Origin of the sequence: Furfurilactobacillus milii (assembly GCF_021654115.1) — a bacterium.
GTDB lineage: Bacteria > Bacillota > Bacilli > Lactobacillales > Lactobacillaceae > Furfurilactobacillus > Furfurilactobacillus milii.
Genome location: NZ_JAIWJF010000005.1, coordinates 1 through 16,521, shown reverse-complemented (window position 1 = coordinate 16,521; position 16,521 = coordinate 1). Strand labels below are relative to the sequence as shown.

Annotated in this window: 12 protein-coding genes and 3 tRNA genes; all 15 read right to left on the bottom strand. The window is 44.7% G+C overall.

Features of this window, described 5'->3' with window-relative positions; genetic code table 11:
* Window positions 1-49: 49 nt before the first annotated feature.
* Window positions 50-484: a hypothetical protein gene (locus LDK34_RS07130; protein WP_178942117.1), complete on the bottom strand. Its 435-nt coding sequence runs from the start codon at window positions 482-484 to the stop codon at window positions 50-52.
* 159 nt (window positions 485-643) lie between these two features.
* Window positions 644-3,331 (bottom strand): cation-translocating P-type ATPase, encoded by a 2,688-nt coding sequence (locus LDK34_RS07125; protein WP_178942116.1) that lies wholly within the window; start codon window positions 3,329-3,331, stop codon window positions 644-646.
* Window positions 3,332-3,580: 249 nt separating this feature from the next.
* Window positions 3,581-4,408 carry an NAD(+) synthase gene (nadE, locus tag LDK34_RS07120; protein ID WP_178942115.1) on the bottom strand — a complete coding sequence of 276 codons (828 nt, stop codon included), beginning with the start codon at window positions 4,406-4,408 and terminating at the stop codon, window positions 3,581-3,583.
* Window positions 4,409-4,455: 47 nt separating this feature from the next.
* Window positions 4,456-5,934 (bottom strand): nicotinate phosphoribosyltransferase, encoded by a 1,479-nt coding sequence (locus LDK34_RS07115; protein WP_178942114.1) that lies wholly within the window; start codon window positions 5,932-5,934, stop codon window positions 4,456-4,458.
* A 215-nt stretch (window positions 5,935-6,149) separates the two neighbouring features.
* Window positions 6,150-6,851 (bottom strand): GntR family transcriptional regulator, encoded by a 702-nt coding sequence (locus tag LDK34_RS07110; protein WP_017262591.1) that lies wholly within the window; start codon window positions 6,849-6,851, stop codon window positions 6,150-6,152.
* Window positions 6,852-6,908: 57 nt separating this feature from the next.
* A complete protein-coding gene (gene nagA, locus LDK34_RS07105) occupies window positions 6,909-8,042 on the bottom strand; it encodes an N-acetylglucosamine-6-phosphate deacetylase (RefSeq protein ID WP_017262590.1) in 1,134 nt (377 codons plus the stop codon).
* 126 nt (window positions 8,043-8,168) lie between these two features.
* Window positions 8,169-8,963, bottom strand: a complete 795-nt coding sequence (proC, locus tag LDK34_RS07100; RefSeq protein ID WP_236941612.1) for a pyrroline-5-carboxylate reductase — start codon at window positions 8,961-8,963, stop codon at window positions 8,169-8,171.
* Window positions 8,964-9,301: 338 nt separating this feature from the next.
* Window positions 9,302-9,811 (bottom strand): methylated-DNA--[protein]-cysteine S-methyltransferase, encoded by a 510-nt coding sequence (locus tag LDK34_RS07095; protein ID WP_236941611.1) that lies wholly within the window; start codon window positions 9,809-9,811, stop codon window positions 9,302-9,304.
* Window positions 9,812-9,826: 15 nt separating this feature from the next.
* Window positions 9,827-11,818 carry an alpha/beta hydrolase family protein gene (locus LDK34_RS07090; RefSeq protein WP_178942111.1) on the bottom strand — a complete coding sequence of 664 codons (1,992 nt, stop codon included), beginning with the start codon at window positions 11,816-11,818 and terminating at the stop codon, window positions 9,827-9,829.
* A gap of 109 nt (window positions 11,819-11,927) precedes the next feature.
* Window positions 11,928-13,265 (bottom strand): replication-associated recombination protein A, encoded by a 1,338-nt coding sequence (locus LDK34_RS07085; protein WP_236941610.1) that lies wholly within the window; start codon window positions 13,263-13,265, stop codon window positions 11,928-11,930.
* Window positions 13,266-13,380: 115 nt separating this feature from the next.
* Window positions 13,381-13,452: transfer RNA gene (locus LDK34_RS07080), tRNA-Gln, on the bottom strand.
* 5 nt (window positions 13,453-13,457) lie between these two features.
* Window positions 13,458-13,538: transfer RNA gene (locus LDK34_RS07075), tRNA-Tyr, on the bottom strand.
* A 60-nt stretch (window positions 13,539-13,598) separates the two neighbouring features.
* Window positions 13,599-14,429, bottom strand: a complete 831-nt coding sequence (locus tag LDK34_RS07070) for a metallophosphoesterase (RefSeq protein WP_178942109.1) — start codon at window positions 14,427-14,429, stop codon at window positions 13,599-13,601.
* An 88-nt stretch (window positions 14,430-14,517) separates the two neighbouring features.
* On the bottom strand, window positions 14,518-15,999 hold the full coding sequence (locus tag LDK34_RS07065) for a peptide MFS transporter (protein ID WP_161002832.1): 1,482 nt from the start codon (window positions 15,997-15,999) through the stop codon (window positions 14,518-14,520).
* A gap of 396 nt (window positions 16,000-16,395) precedes the next feature.
* Window positions 16,396-16,468 (bottom strand) — tRNA-Thr (locus LDK34_RS07060).
* Window positions 16,469-16,521: the final 53 nt, after the last annotated feature.

Genomic DNA, 16,521 nt, shown 5'->3' with positions numbered 1-16,521 from the left:
ACTACATCCTATACCTTTACATACGTAAAAGAATCTAAATGTAACGACACTAAGCGTTAGTTGCCATGATTGTCTGAATGAGACGAATAATTCGATCCATGGCTTCATTTTGATCAGTTTCTGCCTGGGCAAACTTTTTCGTGTCGACCGTGTGCTCCTTGACATTCAAACTGTCCGTCATCGTCTGGCACGCATTAGCATAAGTGTCATAGGCACGCTTAAGTGTCTGATGTTTCCCCATGAAACGCGCAGGCGCTTGTAACTTTTTCAATTTATCATTGTAGCTCAGATAACGATCCGTACCATCCTGAAATTCTGACTGAATATCAGCAAAGTCAGCATCACTAAGATCTGCCAACTTATCGGCATCCATCGCCGTTTTTAGTTTCGTGTAATAAGGTTCCAAATCCTTTTGCACATCTTCTGTATCCGCAATTGTTCTGGACAATGTTTGCCCGTACACCATCATTAAGTTCTTTTTCACAATAATCTCCTTGACCGTTATTGCTCGGGCATTACCGAGCTTCGGCACCACTCTTCTAAACGTGCACCTGTCGCTCAATCCCCTCTGCATAACCCAAAGCTGTCTGCCCACAAGCGAACTGCGCTTGCATGCCGCCACCTTTAAGTTATTGCTCGGGTATTACCGAGCTTCGGCACCACTCTTTCTTAGACGTTGCACTAATTTTACCACTTCCACGATTAAAATCATCGTCACACCTGCACCAATCACGATTAACCACTGGAACCAATCCAATGTTGTGACGTGGAAAAGTGTGTTAAACCCAGGCACAAGGATGGTCGCAGCCAACAGCACAAATGCCACCAGAATGGCCCAGTTAAACGCACGGTTCTTAAAAAGTTGCTTTGTAAAAATTGTTCCATGAATTGATTTTGAATTAAATGCATGGAACAACTGAATCAATCCAAGCGTTGCAAACGCCATGGTCAAAGCATCTGCATGGATTTGTTCTGCACCAGCATGAACGGGGAATGTCAGAGCTAGCCAGTAAACCAAAAGTGTCAGCCCACCTTCCAACAATCCCTGATAGATAATGTTGCCAAACACCCCGCCTGACAAGAAGTTTGATGTTCGACCACGTGGCTTCTGTTTCATGATGTTTTTTTCAGCTGGTTCCAGACCTAGCGCAATCGCTGGGAATGTGTCAGTCACCAAATTGATCCATAAAATATGCACGGGTGCCAAGATCTGCCATCCCATCATGGTCATTACAAAAAGGGTTAACACTTCACCTAAGTTTGCAGATAGCAAGTATTGAATGGCCTTTTGGATGTTAGCAAATACTTTACGACCTTCACGAACCGCCACCACAATCGTAGAGAAGTTGTCATCAGCAAGAACCATGTCGGATGCGCCCTTAGACACTTCTGTCCCAGTGATCCCCATTCCAACGCCGATATCAGCAGTTTTCAGCGCTGGGGCATCGTTCACACCGTCGCCAGTCATGGCAACAACTTTGCCACGCTTCTGCCAGGCATTCACAATCCGAACCTTATGCTCCGGCGCCACCCGCGCGTAAACGGAATACTGCGATACCCGTTTTTCGAAATCAGGCTCACTCAAGTCGTCTAGTTGAGCACCGGTGATGACGCCAGCGTCATCGTCAGCCTGAATAATGCCGAGTCGAACGGCAATGGCCTTGGCCGTATCCGCGTGGTCACCCGTAATCATCAGTGGTCGAATACCCGCGCTTTTAGCTTCGGCAACCGCGCCAGCTACTTCTGGCCGCTCTGGATCGATCATTCCAACAAATCCAGCAAAGATGAGATCTTGCTCAACCTTGTCTGAAGTCATGGTTGCCGGAACTGTTTCAACCGGGCGGTAAGCAAACGCCAATACTCGCAATGCCTGCACGGCCAGCTGATGGTTGATCGTCAACAACTGTTCCCGAAGCTCGTCTGTCAATGGCTCAACCTGACCATTGCGCTGAACCTGCGTGGCCCGTTTTAGCAATTCATCCGGCGCCCCCTTAACGGTAATCCACAATGCGCCGGTGTCATCCATTTTATTGATGGTCGTCATCAATTTACGTTCTGAATCAAACGGAATTTCAGCTTGTCGGGGATGTGCAGCTAGAAATTTGTCGGTAGTTACATCATGATCCATGTTGTACTGAATCAAGGCTGTTTCTGTTGGATCTCCGACTAAGCCATCGGCCGTCAGTTTGGTATCATTATTCAACATCAACAGGGTTGCTAAGATTTCCTCATCACTATCAGCCGTTGCACCAACCCCAGCTTTAGCCTCGCGAACTTCGCCATCAACCACTAGTTTTTCAACCGTCATCTTGTTTTGAGTCAATGTCCCGGTCTTATCTGAAGCGATAATATCCGTACTTCCCAGCGTTTCAACGGCAGGCAAACGACGGACCAGCGCATTCAGTTTGGCCATGCGCGTCGTTCCCAGAGCTAATGTGATGGTCACAATAGCAGGCAATCCTTCTGGAATGGCCGCTACCGCCAACGAAATAGCCGTCAGCAGCATGTTAATCAATGTTTCATTACCACGAATCATGCCAACTGCAAAGACGATTACGGCAACCACCAGAATCAGTGCCGTTAACACTTTACCTAAATGGGCCAGATTTTCCTGCAACGGTGTTTTGCGTTCTTTAGTGTTATCAAGCATCCCAGCGATGCGGCCAACCTGCGTTTGCATCCCCGTAGCTGTAACGACCCCCACACCACGACCATAAGTCACGTTACTATTCATAAAGGCGAGGTCGCTCATATCACCTAACCCCACGTTTGTTACCGTCACTGGAGCAAGATGTTTAGTGACTGGCACTGATTCACCTGTAAGCGCAGACTCCTCAATTTTAAGCGAGGCACTTTCTAATAAACGCATATCCGCTGGCACAATATCACCGGCTTCCAGAAGCACAATATCACCAGGCACTAATTCGTCACTTTTTACCGTCACTGTTTCGCCATTACGACGGACGTGTGCATTTGGCGCCGACATTTCTTGAAGCGCATTAATGGCCTGCTCCGCCTTCGCTTCTTGGAAAACGCCAAACACGGCGTTAAGCACCACTACCAGTAAGATAATGATGGCATCCACCACTTCACCTGTCATTGCAGCAATGATGGCGGCCACAATCAACACTACAATCATTAAATCTTTAAACTGAGCAATAAATTTTTCCAGTAAGGTTGTTTGCCGTTTGGCCGCTAACGCGTTCGGACCGTGCTCATCGCGTCTCGTCGACACCATTTGGTCAGTCAACCCATCTCTACTTGATTTCATTTGCTGAAGGGATTCATCAACGGTCCATTGCGCTGCTTGCGGTAATTTACTTTGTTTCATAACATCTCTCCTTTAAATTATCGGCCGTGTACATCGCTCATGGGACGAAAAAAGACCCATGGACGCACACTAAATGTGCAGACCATGAGTCTCACTATTTAAGACAAAACCAGAACGAATCTTGTTGGTGGCGTTGTCACGGTGTCACAACACAATATCTGTGCGCGATGACACCATTAGTTACTCCCTCATTTATCTTAAGCAAAAGTATATCGAAATGATTAGTTAAACACAAGTAATAAGTTTGAACTAACGCCAAAAGTTATCAAAGATCGTAATCGGCATATGACGTTTGTGCATCGTCTTGTTGTACCAATTTTCAATTTTATCAGCGTCAGCGTCCTTAATCGTTTTGCCTTCCAGATAATTATCAATGTCATCATATGTGACGCCAAGGGCCACTTCATCAGGTAATGCTGGACGGTTGTCCTCCAGATCGGCAGTCGGAACCTTCAAGTATAAATGTTCCGGTGCGTTTAAGACCTTCAGCATCGCTTTCCCTTGCCGTTTGTCCAGCCGGTACAAAGGATCAATGTCCGTGCCACCATCGCCGTACTTTGTGTAAAACCCAGTAACCGCTTCAGCTGCATGATCCGTACCCACGACAGCGCCATGAACTTCGCCAGCAATCGTATACTGGGCCACCATGCGCTCGCGCGCCTTGATATTTCCTTTGTTAAAGTCAGACACCGTCAGCCCGTTAGCTTCAACCGCGGCAACACCAGCGTCAACTGCCGCCTGAACGTTCACTCGCATTACCTTATCGGCTTCCATAAACGTGATGGCATCCATCGCGTCACTTTCATCCGCCTGTTCACCATATGGCAAACGAACCGCAATGAATTGATACTGATCATTGCCAGTTCCCTGACGCATCTCTGTAATCGCCATCTGTGATAGTTTGCCAGCCAGTGTGGAATCTTGACCACCAGAAATTCCCAGAACCAGTGTCTTTAAAAACGTGTTCTTTTTCAAATAGTCCTTTAAAAAGTCGACACTTTTCCGAATTTCCTGTTCCGCATCAAAGTTAGCACTAACACCGAGTGCTTTAATAATTTCTGCCTGTTTTTCTCTCATGTCCGAAGGCCTCCATTACTTAATTACTACTGAAATAGATGGATAGCCTAGGACTGTCCGTCAAACTTTAATTCACTGACGTAACTGTGAACTTGCTTAATAATATTTTGTTTGTGATCCCAAAGTTTTTGCGATAAATCAACAGGATAAATTTGTGGATTCAGGTCCCGTTTGTATTCATCCCACAAAGAAGCTAACTGGTCTGCAGCAAACTGTTTAATCATTTGTAACTCAGGCAACTCATAAACTTGCTTGCCATTTTCAAAAATCGTCACCAGCACGGGACGGGCATCAAAGTCCGTCACGTCCTTATTGATGTACGTATAGCTTGGGTGGAACATATGCAATCGTGACGCTTCATCTGGCCGTTCGTCAGATAACGCAACATAATCACCTTCAGATTTACCATCCGCCTTCTTGGTAATCCGCCAAACCTGCTTTTTACCCGGCGTCGATACTTTTTCGGCGTTACTCGACAACTTGATTGTATCAACCATTGTGCCCCGTTCATTTTCAACGGACACCAGTTTGTACACAGCACCGAGTGCAGGCTGGTCAAACGCAGTAATCAGTTTTGTGCCCACGCCCCAAACGTCAATCTTAGCGCCCTGCATCTTAAGGTTGGTAATCGTCTTTTCGTCCAAGTCATTCGACGCATAAATTTTAGCATTCGGAAAACCGGCCTCATCAAGTTGTTCACGCACACGTTTTGAAATATATGCCATGTCCCCAGAATCAATACGAACGCCTAAAAAGTTAATCTTATCGCCCATCTCTTTGGCCACGCGAATGGCGTTTGGCACGCCTGAACGTAGTGTGTCATACGTGTCCACAAGAAAGACACAGTCCTTGTGGGAACGCGCGTAAGCCATGAAAGCGTCATAGTCGTTACGGTACGTTTGTACCAAGCTATGGGCATGGGTGCCACTTATCGGAATTCCAAAAATTTTACCCGCGCGCATGTTACTAGTAGCGTCAAATCCACCGATATAAGCAGCACGCGTACCCCAAATGGCGGCATCCATTTCTTGTGCCCGTCGCGTACCAAACTCCAAGATCCCATCATTGCCAGCTACTGAACGAATGCGGGCAGCTTTTGTAGCAATTAAAGTCTGATAGTTAACGATGTTCAACAAGGCCGTTTCAACGAGTTGACAATCCGCCAACGTCCCCTCTACTTGAACCAATGGTTCGTTATTAAAAACCAGGTCGCCTTCTTTTGCAGCGCGAATCGTCCCTGTGAACTTAAAATTCCGCAGATAGTTTAAAAACTTCTCCGAATATTGTTTTGTGGACGCTAAATACTCTAAGTCAGAATCAGTGAACTGCAGTTGATTAATGTAATCGACAACCCGCTCTAGGCCTGCAAATACGGCATAACCATTGTGAAATGGTAGGTCACGAAAATATAATTCGAACACGGCGTGCCGATCGGCCACTCCATCCTCAAAGTAAGTTTGGACCATGTTAACTTCGTATGCATCTGTATGAAGCGTCAGGCTGTCATCTGGATAACGCGTAACCATCGCAATTATTCCCTTTCTGTTTAGACGAATTTTTCTTAACTCTCATATTTTACCATATCTTGTGAATTTCTTTGTTAAATGCCCTCATTGCATCAAAAAACGTGTGTCCACGCGACCATTCCCCACAATTTCAATATTCAAAAGAACTACTTTGCTTGTCATAATTATGGAAACAATCGCACAGACACACGTGTAATCATTGTTTTATTACTCAACTAACGTTCTAAGTAGAACTCGAATCGGTTACCGACATACTGGGTCCGCACGTATTCAAACGGCGTACCATCATCAAGGAATGAAACCTGACGCAAACGCAGTAATGGATCACTCCGTTTAACATTCAAATATTCAGCTACCCGTTCACTAGCTGTCATCGCCGACACCGTTTGCTGAGCGTGACCAACTTTAAGGCCGGCCTCGTCTTCTAGCACTCGGTACAGTGAATTAGTAACATCTTCCTTGCTAAAGCGTCGAATCAATCGTTCAGGCACAGTGGCCACTTCAAAACAGATAGGTTCATCGTTGCCGAAACGAATTCGTTCCATTCGCAAAATCTGTTCATTAGGTGCCAGTTGTAACTTTTCACTTTCTGAAAGCGATGGTGTTGTGATGTGATAGGATACTGTCCGTGAGGATGGCACCTTACCAGCCTGTTCCATTAACTCGGTGAAACTGGTCACACCAGAAACACGCTCTTGCACCTTGCGATTAGCCACATATGTGCCTGCGCCAACACGTCGTTCTAACAGGCCTTCCTCAACTAACGTCTGAACGGCTTGTCGTAAGGTCATTCGACTCACGCCAAACTGAATGGCAAGTTCACGTTCTGAGGGAATTTTATCCCCAACTTGCCACTGACCATCTTCCACGGCTTTCCGTAAACGATTATGAATTTGAATGTAAATTGGTGAGGCCATTTTTTTCATCCCTTAGTTTTAGTAAGCCTGGTTGGAACTCAGTTAATTGAAACCTAATTAGTCATCAAAGCGACGACCGTAACTGTAAGTCCGTTCCAAGTTTTGATTACGATCCATGATGTTAAAGTCAGCGTCTTTACCGGCCTGTAAACCACCCTTGCTGGTTAAACCAAATTCGGTAGCTTGGTTAACAGAGGACATTTGAACAGCCTCTTCAATACCGCACCCAGTAAAGTATTGAATGTTGCGGAATGCGTCGTCATAACGCAGCACTGATCCAGCCAAGTTACCGGATTCCAGTCGTGCCTGTTTGTCCTTAACAATAACCTTTTGGCCACCAAGTTCACTGATTCCTTCAGGCATCCCCTTGGCGCGCATTGAATCAGTGACTAGATCGATGCGTTCAGCACCTTTTTGTTCATAAGCCAACTTAATCATATCTGGCACAATGTGGAATCCATCACAGATTAATTCACAGTACATGTTGTCTTCCAACATAGCATGGCCAGTAACACCAGGTTCACGGTGCTTAAATTCACGTTGTGCGTTGTACAAATGCGTAACGTGTGTTGCCTTGGAAGCGAGCATTTGCTCACGGGTAGCATTACTGTGACCAACTGATGGCACAATGTTATGACTCAGACAGTATTTTTCGAATTCACGCGAACCAGGATCTTCCGGTGCGTATGTAATCAAACGAACACGGTTTCCTGACAGCTTGTTCCAATTATCGAGCAAGTCAATGTTAGGATCTGAAATATACTTTTCAGGTTGAGCACCCTTATAAGTTGCGGAAATAAAGGGTCCTTCAAGATGGATTCCTTGAATAACTGGGTTCTCTTCAGCAGCCTTGGCAATACCTTCCATCGCGTGATTTAAATGTTCGGTAGACTGCGTCATCGTAGTTGGAAACAGTGTTGTGATGCCTTCGTGAACCATATCATTGACCATCTCGTTGATTTGGTCAGGATCGCCGTCCATCGAATCAAAACTGTAGCCACCATGACTGTGAACATCGATAAATCCGGGTACAATCACTTTACCCGTCACAAATTCTACATCGTCGTCTGGTTCAGCAACGTAATCACTCATCGGGCCGACTGCTTCGATCGTTTTGCCGAACCGCAAATAACCATCATCAATCTTTTCTTCACCCGTGTAGATGATCGCATGTTTCAAAACCGTACTCATTGAATCTTCCTCCTCATAAATGTGCCGCTACGCCATAAACACTGGGGTAGTTAACACGCTCCATTGAAAAAGCTCATTTGGTTACGCTTTCTAGTATAGCTGGTATAGACCACTTTTTCAACGCGTTTATTCTTGATCACGCTTAATTGTGGCATCAATCCCTTTTACTACAGCAGTCATGAACCCGGCTTCTTCCATTGCTAGCAAGCCAGCAACAGTTGAACCACCTGGCGAAGAAACTTGATCAATTAAATCAAACGGAATTTTGTCAGATTGAAGCACCATTTTAGCTGAACCCTCAGTTACGGCTGCAGCAATCCGCGTCGCCTCTTTTTTATTAAGACCATGCTTAACGCCGGCACGTGAGAGTGCGTCAATAAAGAAGTAGATATAGGCTGGCGAACTACCGGCCAAGGCAGAGAAGGTACTGAAATCTGCTTCGGGTAACACAGTGGTACTGCCAATTGCATCAAACAGTCCCTTAGCATCTGCTAACTTGGCACCCGTTAAATTTTCATTAACGGCTAAAGCTGTCATCCCTGCATCGATGGCTACATTAACGTTTGGCAACGTCCGCAGAATTGGCATATCGTATCCCGCCAGTTCTTCCATTGTCTGTAAAGATAGGCCTGCAACAATCGAGATTAATACTTTAGGTTCCTGGTTTAACTCGTCACGTGTCTCTTTTAAAACCTCAGGTGCAATATTCGGCGTTACAGCTAACACAACAAAATCGCTGTCCTGAACGACCGCCGCATTACTATCTGCCATCCGCACACCTGTTGATGATGCAAATGCCTGATAGTGCTCCTTATGAGCGCTGTGCACAATGATATCTGAAGGTGCCACTGCATCTGCGGCAATCAATCCTTTGATAATCGCCTGAGCCATACCGCCAACACCAATAAATCCGAGTTGCATGAACCGTCTCTCCCCGCATCTGTTTTTAACATGCCACATTTTTATAACCACTGTCACAAAAAATGCAGATAATGTCATATCTGATTAGAATGTAACTGATATAGACCAATAATGCAACTACGAGTCACTAAAAAATGGTTTCCCGTCTAAACGAGTGGTTAAAAAAACGTAGTCAAAATTGGCTTTCCAATCTAAGACTGCGTTCTTTGTAACTAACAACATAAAAGGGCCCATTGCCTACCTAACAGCTTAATTAAATCCATCCGTCTGTAAATGATAAACAATTACGTTGTCTAAATAATTTTTTAAAACATTAGATTAACGCTGCACGCTTTAATCTATGCAGTGCGTTCAAGTGCTAATAGCTGCCGTTTCATCGTTAGACCACCGCGATAACCGCCCAATCCGCCATCCTTACGCAAAACTCGATGACATGGCGTTACAATCAGTACCGGATTTTTCGCAATTGCTGTCGCAACCGCCCTAATTGCTAACGGCTGACCAATATTAGCAGCAATGGTCGTATAATTACAGGTCATCCCATAAGGAATTAGTACCAATGCATCCCATACGGCTTGTTGAAGACGTGTACCGGTGCCAAAATGGTCAATCGGCAAATCAAAATCACGGCGTTTACCCTCAAAGTAATCGCTAATTTGCTGTCGATACTTCAACGTTTTTTGGTCATCAGTGATTGTCTGATCAACAGCATCCACATTGTTTAAATAATTCTTTGCCTCGCTTAGCGGAGCATTGGGCGAACCAACAAAAACCAAGCCTTTGTCGGAAACTAATAACTGTAACTGACCAACACTGGTATCAACGACATCGTGATATAACTGGGCCATAGTTATCCTCCTAGTTTATTGATGAGTAGCAAACCAATCGTGAATTCGTTGCATGCGTTCAATTCGGAAACGTGGCTTACCTATTCGCGACAGATCGTGGTTTTCACCAGGAAAACGAACCATCTTCGTTTCAACACCATTTAGCTTTAACGATGTGTACCACTCTTCACCTTGACCAATTGGACAACGAAAATCCCGTTCGCTGTGAAGAATTAAAGTAGGTGTCGACACATTGGCCACATACTTCAGTGGCGATGCATTCCACAGTGGCGTTAAATCAGTAGCTTTCATCGTTCGCTCACCGGTAAGTTCCCACGGCAGGAAATAATATCCGATATCACTTGTCCCATACATACTAATCCAATCAGCAATGGAACGCGCTGTTACAGCTGCTTTAAAACGATTCGTGTGACCCTCAATCCAGTTGGTCATAAAACCACCATATGAACCACCAGTAACGTACAATCGATCTTGATCAATTTTAGGATCCAGTTCTAGTACGTAATCTAGGCCATTCATTAAGTCAGCATAATCGCCCTCGCCATAATGACCAATGACGCCAAGTTGGAATTCCTGCCCATAGCTGGTCGAACCACGTGGATTAATGGCAATCACACCATAACCTTCACTAGCATGAAATTGTAATTCATGGAAGAAAGTTTCCCCATAATTAGCACCGGGTCCACCGTGAATATAGAGAATCACTGGATAATTTGTTTTTGCCTGCGCATCAATTGGCGGCAAATACCAGCCTGGTACTTCAACATCGTCATCACTGGTAAAAGTAAACCGAAGCGGCTCTACTAATTGGTGAGTCGTTTCATAATGATGATTAGGATCAGTCAGGTCTCGTTCCTTGCCATCCTTCAATGTAATCGCAGAAAGTTTAGCAACCGTCGTCCAAGCAGACTGAGTGAAGAAGACCTCGTCATGATCTGCAGAAATTGCAAAGTCAGTGACATGCCGCGGCCCTGATACGAGCTCTTGATGATCATTGAGTGAATCACCTAACGTGGCCGTCATCAGCCGTAACGTGCCCTGTGATAACTGGATATAAACGTACTGTTGATCACTAACGAACGCTGCTACCCGACCACTAAGGTTTTGTTGGAAATCAGCATTCATAATCATATCGCCGACCACAACATCTTTATCCGGTGTTAGATCAGTTAGCTGTTGATCTGCGAAATGGTAATTGTACAAATGTGAGGCAGAGATATTAGGAATCTCGTTTGTCGTTCCCCAAAGCAATAAATCGGTGTCACTCTGATTGAATCCAACTGGACTAAGTGAAGCTGCCATTAAACTTCCAGTCAAAACGGTTTTTGTTCCAGATTCAGTGTCTAGCGCATACGTCAGCTCGCTAAAATCATTGTCATCATCTGGCTTTCCAGCCGTTGAATAGGTCAACAACCGCCCATCATGAGATAGTGGGCCCATGGAAAACTTTTCCGGATTTTCAAAGATCTCTGTCGCTGTTTTGTGACCAATGATTTGCTTTTTGATAACATAGCGTTCGTCCTCAGCAAAATAACCGAGATCATTATCTTTATAAATTGTTTTGGTGTAACTGATTGTCTGTGGTCGTTTAGGATCTGCTTTAGGTGGCCGTTTGCCATCTTTCTTAGGTGCGCTTTGATAGTACACGACTTGATGCTTGGCATCCCAGTCGTAAGCACTGACGCCAAACTCATCAAACGTTATTTGAACTGGCGAGCCACCAGTTAATGATTGTGCAAAAACCTGTCGCTGATGATTCGTATCTTCGCTGGTAAACGTCAGTACGCGCTGATCATCACTAATTGCTAGCGCGTTATCCTTGCCAGACAACGTTCCCCACGTTGTCGTTGCGTGCGTATGTAAGTCAAACCGTTGGATAGATGTTGCATAATCGTCTTCCTGTTCACGCATCTGCGTTTGCAAGAAAAAGACTGCATCTGGTGTCGCAACGGGTTGTGCAAGTGAAACTAACTTATACAAATCTGTGATCGCTACTGGTTGAACCATATAATCGCCTCATTTTCTTATTGGTTACACTTGCAGTTATTATAGTGCTTTTAAGTCATTAACCAAACATATTAGATTACTTAAACTGTGAACAATTAGTACTATCTGGCTAACCATTTTGATGATCATCGTGTTCGGCATGCCACTCACGAATCTGGGCCAAACGCTCAGCAAACTTCTTTTCAGAACCTTGGGTGGTGGGCTGATAATAAACGTGGCCAACCAAGTTGTCTGGCATCGTCTGTAATGTTGTCAGCTTATCCTTCGTATCGTGAGCATACTGATAGCCCTCACCATAATGTAAGTCAGCCATTAACTTGGTTGGCGCATTGCGGATCTGTAGAGGAACTGGTTCAGCCATAGAATGCAACGCATCGTGTTTGGCAGCTGAATAAGCCGTATAAATCGCGTTAGACTTCGGTGCCATCGATAAATAAACCACCGCCTGAGCCAAATTAACGGTACACTCTGGCATTCCGATTAAATGGGACGCTTGATAAGCAGCCACCGCAATTTCCAAAGCCCGTGAATCGGCTAGTCCAATGTCTTCACTAGCAAATCGAATTAAGCGACGGGCCACGTACAGTGGATCTTCACCACCCTCCAACATGCGGGACAGCCAGTAAAGTGCGGCATCCGCATCTGAGTTTCGCATTGATTTATGCAATGCGGAAATAATGTTGTAGTGCTCGTCACCCTTTTTGTCATACATTAGGGATTTTCGCGAAACTAATTGGGCGACGTCGTCTTGATCGACCGTTGTTACTTCACCCACTTGCTGCCCATTCAGCACAGCCATTTCTAGCGTGTTTAGGGCTACCCGGGCATCCCCGTTGGCAAAGTCCGCAATCGCCGCAATAGTTTGATCACTAATATGAATGTTTTGTTTGCCAAAGCCACGATCGTCGTGAAGCGCCTGATTTAGCAATTGAATTAAATCGTCGTGCGTTAGCGGCTGGAGCACAAAAACCTTGGTTCGGGACAACAGCGCCGAATTAATTTCGAATGATGGATTTTCTGTCGTCGCACCAATCAGGGTGATGCTTCCTTTTTCAACAAATGGTAAGAAAGCGTCTTGTTGTGCCTTGTTAAACCGATGAATTTCATCGACAAACACAATTGTGCGTTCGCCAATTTGTCGGTTACCTTCCGCTTCTTCCATAACCTGACGGATTTCTTTGATACCACTTGTGACCGCACTGAAGTTTATGAAGCGGGCCTGCGTTTTATTTGCAATAATCCTTGCCAAAGTCGTTTTTCCAACACCCGGTGGTCCCCAAAAAATCAGCGAAGAGACGGCGTCGTCATCAATAAGTTGACGCAACACTTTGCCATGTCCAAGTAACTGTTGTTGCCCAACAAACTCTGCTAGCGTTTGAGGACGCATCCTACTTGCTAATGGTTGATTTGCGTCATTTTGATCAAAAAGTGATGTTTGTTCTGTCATAATTTATCCTTTTTTCAAACGTATGTTCGCATATAAGAATACCATAGTTATCCCTATAACGTAAAGAAGCAGGTATCACCTTTAACGGTAATACCTGCCTCTTTACGTTATATAATTGGGATAGCTGGATTCGAACCAGCGCATGACGGAGTCAAAGTCCGTTGCCTTACCACTTGGCTATATCCCAATAAATGGCGGAAGTTGGATTCGAACCAACGAACCTTTCGGGGCGGTTTTACAGACCGCTGCGTTTAGCCACTTCGCTATTCCGCCGTTCCTGACAACTTTTTTATTCTAACGAAAATTTCCATTGAATTCAAGCGTAATCAGGAATTATTGTAAGTTCAAAATTCTTAGTCGGGTTTGCCATTCACTCATAAAATCAGCATGACGCCATTCTTGCAAACGGTGCGTGTTGTAGCCAACAGACTGATTAAAGTAGGTCACATGATCAAGCGTTCGTGGCTCAGGCTTAATATGCAGATGACCAAACTGCGCGTAAACAACGTGTCCTTTTGTCAAGACATCGCCAAGACGACGACTACCATACATTGCGTTTGCCATGTTCCAAAAACGATTATCATCCGTAATCCGCGTATATTCGGCCCGTGGCACGAAATGCGTGACATACAAAACACGTTTGCCAGCTACCGTGGCATCCAAAAGTTGATTAGTCGTCTGCTGTAAGACCACATCTTCTCTTTCCGGATCCGTCATTGGTTGCTTGATGACACCATCAAACCAATAAGCGCGTTTCCACTGAGTAAAGTCGGCGACAGAGCGTTCGTTAAACAACTGACTGGCAAAGGTATAGTCGTACCACCCGTTATTACCGACAATCCGCCAATCAGTCCCCGGAATATCCACAAACTGATTGTGCAGATAATGTGCGTTAATCCGGGTTTCAAGCTCGTTATACGTCACTCCGGCAGCCATATCGTGATTACCAGCCAAAAAGTAAACTTCCGTTTGACTGCCCAGTTCATGTTGTAATGTATCAACATAGTGCACGGTCTTCGTAAAGTCATTAAACGTGTCGCCTGCAACAATGTAATAGTTTACCTTTAAATCGGCTAATACTTGAGCCTGATGTTTCAACAGTTCATTACTATCTAGTTGATTAACGTCAAAGTGATTATCACTGGTCAGGGCCACACGTACCATCGTTTATCTTCACCTTCTACAAAAAATGTGCTCAACAGCTGTTGAGCACATTTTAGCACAAACTTATTTATGATTACGTTTTAGACTCTTAGTCCTGGGCAATCTCGACGTCTTTCATGAGGCCAAAGATCGGCTTACGGAAGGCAAACAATACAAGTCCCAAAACAACACTGACAGCCCCAACAATTAAGAAGTAGGAAACTTCTGTATCACTCGTGTAGAAACGAACGATTTGTGCGTTGACAGCTTGACCAGCAGCATCAGCCAAGAACCACATACTCATCATCTGTGAACGGAAGGCATTTGGTGCTAACCGAGTTGTAACAGACAGTCCGATTGGTGAAATCAACAGTTCAGCAATCTCAACAATCGCCCAGCTTCCGATCAACCACAGGATTGAAACACGTCCAGAAGTACCTTCAAGCCAGCCAGGTAGAGCCATGAACAGGTATGAAATACCAGCAATTACCAATCCATATGCAAACTTAGTCGTCGTGCTAGGCTGACGTTTGCCCAACTTTGTCCATAAAATGGCAAAGAATGGTGTATATAACATAATAAATGCAGGGTTCAGTGACTGGAAGTATGCAGCTGGCATTGTCCAACCACCAATTTGCAAGTTAGTCCGTTGTTGTGCAAACAGTGCCAACACAACAGAGCCTTGTTCTTCAATAGCCCAGAATAACATTGCAGCAATGAACAGTGGAATGTACGCAACCACGTGGCGACGTTCGTTCTTCGTTACCTTTCGACTTGATAACATGATAATAAAGTAAACCACTGGCGTTGCAACGGCAATAATACTAATCAGTAAAATGACGTTCTTAAGGTTCAATGCGTCCATTAACTTCATTAAGACAAGCACTAGGATCAATGCAACGACGCCTAGTCCCCAACGAACAGCTAATGGCTTGATGTCATCACGTTCGATTGGGTCTGATGGATACAAACCATCTTTGCTTAGATACTTACGACCATCAATCCAGTACTGCATCAGTCCAAAGAACATCCCAATAGCAGCCAGGGAGAAACCGAGGTGGAAGTTAACCTTTTCACCCAAGGTCCCAACAATATATGGTGAGAATAAACTCCCCATGTTGATTCCGAAGACGAAAATGTTAAATCCAGCATCACGACGACGGTCTTCAGTCGTGTATAAAGCACCAACCATTTCCGATACGTTTGGCTTTAACAGCCCAGTACCAACAACAATCAACGCAATGGATGCGAATAAAGCCGTTGCACCAGCTGGGATGGCCAGCGCAATGTGTCCAAACATAATCAGGACACCACCCATGAACACCGTGCGACGTGGTCCAAAGACACGGTCACTCAAAAATCCACCAAGTACACTGGATAAGTAAACAAGTGATCCATAAATGGCCATGATGGAACTTGCAGTAGCTTGGCTAAAGCCTAAACCACCCTTATCAATGGCAAAGTACATGTAGAACAACAGAATGGCACGCATTCCGTAATAACTGAAACGTTCCCACATTTCTGTGAAAAACAGCGTTGCCAACCCACGGGGCTGTCCAAAAAACGCTGTATCGTATTTCTTGTTTTCCAAAAGAATCCTCCTAATTTATCCCCCAATAGCAGCCCGAAGGCCATGACTTTTCGGGGATTCTTAATGCTCTAAATATTCAGTTGTAGTTCCCCGTTTAAAAAAACGATACAACAATTATAGCGGTTATAAATGGCGATAGTCAAACCTTCTTTTAATTTATTCGCCATTTTTAGGCGAATAATTCTAATCTTTTAACCATCTTCAAGTGTTTTTCTCATGTTTAAGTGGCAGAATACACGGAAGCATTGTTGTCGGCGTGTTGCACATTTTTTTGCTTTATGACGCTGACGAACCATTATCTAAGGTGGCGACAACACATAAACACGCATTTTCAGATTTAGCCATAAAAAAACCGTCACAAAATGTGACGGCTTTTTTGATATTCACTCGAATTTATGCCGGATAGGTGACTTGAACACCTGACCCTCGGTTTACGATACCGATGCTCTACCAACTGAGCTAATCCGGCAAATAGCACATCTGTTAGTATAACGGACTTTTTCACTGGCTTCAAGGCTTAAT

What these genes read in the sequence shown, in the direction of transcription:
- LDK34_RS07125 (WP_178942116.1), bottom strand. Translation starts at nt 3,331, where the DNA reads ATGAAACAAAGTAAATTACCGCAAGCAGCGCAATGGACCGTTGATGAA.
- nadE (WP_178942115.1), bottom strand. Translation starts at nt 4,408, where the DNA reads ATGAGAGAAAAACAGGCAGAAATTATTAAAGCACTCGGTGTTAGTGCT.
- LDK34_RS07115 (WP_178942114.1), bottom strand. Translation starts at nt 5,934, where the DNA reads ATGGTTACGCGTTATCCAGATGACAGCCTGACGCTTCATACAGATGCA.
- LDK34_RS07110 (WP_017262591.1), bottom strand. Translation starts at nt 6,851, where the DNA reads ATGGCCTCACCAATTTACATTCAAATTCATAATCGTTTACGGAAAGCC.
- nagA (WP_017262590.1), bottom strand. Translation starts at nt 8,042, where the DNA reads ATGAGTACGGTTTTGAAACATGCGATCATCTACACGGGTGAAGAAAAG.
- proC (WP_236941612.1), bottom strand. Translation starts at nt 8,963, where the DNA reads ATGCAACTCGGATTTATTGGTGTTGGCGGTATGGCTCAGGCGATTATC.
- LDK34_RS07095 (WP_236941611.1), bottom strand. Translation starts at nt 9,811, where the DNA reads ATGGCCCAGTTATATCACGATGTCGTTGATACCAGTGTTGGTCAGTTA.
- LDK34_RS07090 (WP_178942111.1), bottom strand. Translation starts at nt 11,818, where the DNA reads ATGGTTCAACCAGTAGCGATCACAGATTTGTATAAGTTAGTTTCACTT.
- LDK34_RS07085 (WP_236941610.1), bottom strand. Translation starts at nt 13,265, where the DNA reads ATGACAGAACAAACATCACTTTTTGATCAAAATGACGCAAATCAACCA.
- LDK34_RS07070 (WP_178942109.1), bottom strand. Translation starts at nt 14,429, where the DNA reads ATGGTACGTGTGGCCCTGACCAGTGATAATCACTTTGACGTTAATCAA.